The sequence below is a fragment of the Nostoc cf. edaphicum LEGE 07299 genome, from assembly GCF_015207245.1.
GTDB lineage: Bacteria > Cyanobacteriota > Cyanobacteriia > Cyanobacteriales > Nostocaceae > Nostoc > Nostoc edaphicum_B.
The window spans coordinates 1-2,612 of record NZ_JADEXF010000994.1; the positions used below are offsets into that span (position 1 = coordinate 1).

Sequence of the window (2,612 nt, forward strand, 5' to 3'; positions counted from 1 at the left end):
GCGATCGCATTATTAACCAGCACTAAATTTTCGACATTGGCAAGGAAAGCAATTGAAAAGTCAACGGCTGCGATAACTGTATCTGTTCCACTACTGGCGTTTTCAATGATGGTATCAGCAGCACTATCGACAATATAGGTGTCATTGCCTGTACCGCCATCTAGGGTATCATTGCCTGTACCGCCATCTAGGGTATCATTGCCTGTACCGCCAATCAGGTTATCGTTACCAGCACCACCAATTAAGGTGTCGTTGCCTTCTTTACCATCAAGGAGGTCATTACCATCTCCACCAACAAGGTTATCATCGTTGCGCGTACCGATAAGGGTAATTGGAGGAGGTGTGTCATTTTCTTTGATGGTGACAGTAGCGGTACTTTGAGTGACAATAGTTGCACCACCAGTTGGATTGCTTAAGGTGAGGTTGATGGTTTCATCGCTTTCATATACTGTGTCGTCAACGATGGGAATTACAACGGTCTTAGTCATTTCACCGTCAGCAAAGTTGACAAGAATAGGTGCGTTGTTATAGTCACTGCCGGAGATAGCAGTACCATTGCTAAGTGTAATCGTGGCACTAACTGCACCTCGGCTCCTACCAGCACGGATGACGGTAACGGCGGCAATTGGCGTGCCATCTTCGTTGATGCTGAAGTTGGTGTTGCTAAAAGCTAGTTGTACATCATCATCGACAATGGTGAGGGTAGCAGTATTTTGCGTGCCAATTGTCGCATTACCTGTGGGGTTGCCTAGAACTAAATTGATTGTTTCAGCGCTTTCTAGTAAGGTATCGTTGACGATGGGGATAAGTACAGTTTTGCTAATCTCACCATCGGCAAAGTTAACTGTTATGTCTGTGTTATCGTAGTCCGTCGGGAATTGTGCAGTGCCATTACTAAGGCTAATTGTCGCTCCCACTGTTCCCGTACTGCGACCTGTACGGGTGAGTGTTACTGCTGCGATCGCTGTGCCATCTTCGTTGATGCTGAAGTTGGTGTTGCTAAAGGCTAATTCTACATCGTTGTCTGCAATAGTAAGGGTTGCAATACTTTGGGTTCCAATTACTGCACCTCCAGTGGGATTGCTCAAGGCAAGTAGAATATTTTCAGAAGACTCAACTAAAGTATCATCAGTGATTGGTATAGAGACAGTTTTGCTTGTTTCTCCAGACTCAAAGGTGACGACTATGGGCACCCGTGAGAGGTTAACGTAATTGCACTTTTGTCAAGATGGTGCAGGAAAAGGCGATAAATCCAGCTTGGAGACAGGCTTTCGTAACGCTTTGACGACTCCTAAATCTTGATTTTCTTTTGCAGCGAAGTACTTAATTGGGTCATCCGCCTTACCTTTGTCATAGGCGACACTAAAATGGTACAAACCACGAAAAATCATCTCTAAAGAAATGCGGTCAAATGGCAGAGATAATTCATCAGCTACCGCATCTCCCAAGTCAACTAATACGGCATAAAAGAGCCAAGTAGCCCACACTTGCAACTTGACACCATTAATAGAGCCAGTCCACAAATAAGATAGCCCCAATAAACGTTTTACGGAGTAAAAGGCTTCTTCAATTCTCCATCTTTTTCGATATAAATCTGCTACGACATAAGGAGGTAATATTTGTGGATCGAGGACAGAAGTAATGTAAGAATAGCTGGTTTTACCAACTTTAATTTCTATTAAACGTAAAGTAAGGACTGGTGCGCCGCGACGAACAGTACCAAGTTGAATCAATCGGTCTTTAATGGAATGGTCATAACTAAAAATTTTTAAGTATTTAATAGATGCTTTAGCTTTTAAACGTGTAATAAAATGAACTTCTTGGCTAATAAGTTGTTGTAAGAATTGAAAATGATAAAAACCTCTGTCAAGTAAAACCAAAGTTTTAGCAGGTAGTAAATTCAGAAATGCCGCTTCAAAATTAGTGTCTGATGCTGCTGGATTAGTGTGAAACCAAACTTCGACGGGTAAACGAGTTACCAAATCAATAACTGTACAAATTTTCCCGGCTAACTGTCCTGTCTTTAGGTCTTCTAGGCTTTTTAGCTTGCGAAATAAGGCTTCTAGGGTTGACCCATCAGCAATCCAAATTCGCTCAAAATTATGGAGTGCAAGCTTAACACTATCTGGTAGTGGTCGCCTGAGTCTTTGTTGCCAATTTAGTTGTAACCGAGGCAATAAGTCTTTAAATACTCGCTCAAATAATTCAGATGGGAATACTAAAAATCTTTCAGAAAGAGATTGTTGGGCAACTTTAGTAACAGGACACCATAATAAACCTTCTCGTGCTAACAGACGATTCAACTCTTGAACGCCAGGAACTTGTCGCCACAACAGTGTTAATACTGCTGCTACCATAAATGATAAATTCAGAATTCTATCTCGTAATTTTAACTGCTTATAATATTTTTGTTGAGCATAAACTGCTGGAGTTAATAAAGCCTCTAAGTGTTTGGCGATGACTTCATTATCTATAGTCGGAGTATGATGTCGTTGTGTGTGGTCAGAGTTGACTTTTGGTCGCTTTGACATGGCGGTAAACCAAATTTTTCATTACCTCATCTGATAATTGAATTTACCTAAGAATTAAACCGACTTTTGACAAATTTATTC

At 41.3% G+C, this 2,612-nt stretch carries 1 protein-coding gene and 1 pseudogene; both read right to left on the minus strand.

The window, feature by feature from the left end:
* A partial coding sequence (locus tag IQ229_RS24760) for a Calx-beta domain-containing protein (protein ID WP_322744052.1) occupies positions 1 to 1,193 on the minus strand: 1,193 nt, incomplete at its 3' end.
* Between the two features lie 42 nt (positions 1,194 to 1,235).
* Positions 1,236 to 2,531: pseudogene (locus IQ229_RS23540) on the minus strand (IS4 family transposase); the annotation flags it as partial.
* Positions 2,532 to 2,612 lie beyond the last annotated feature (81 nt).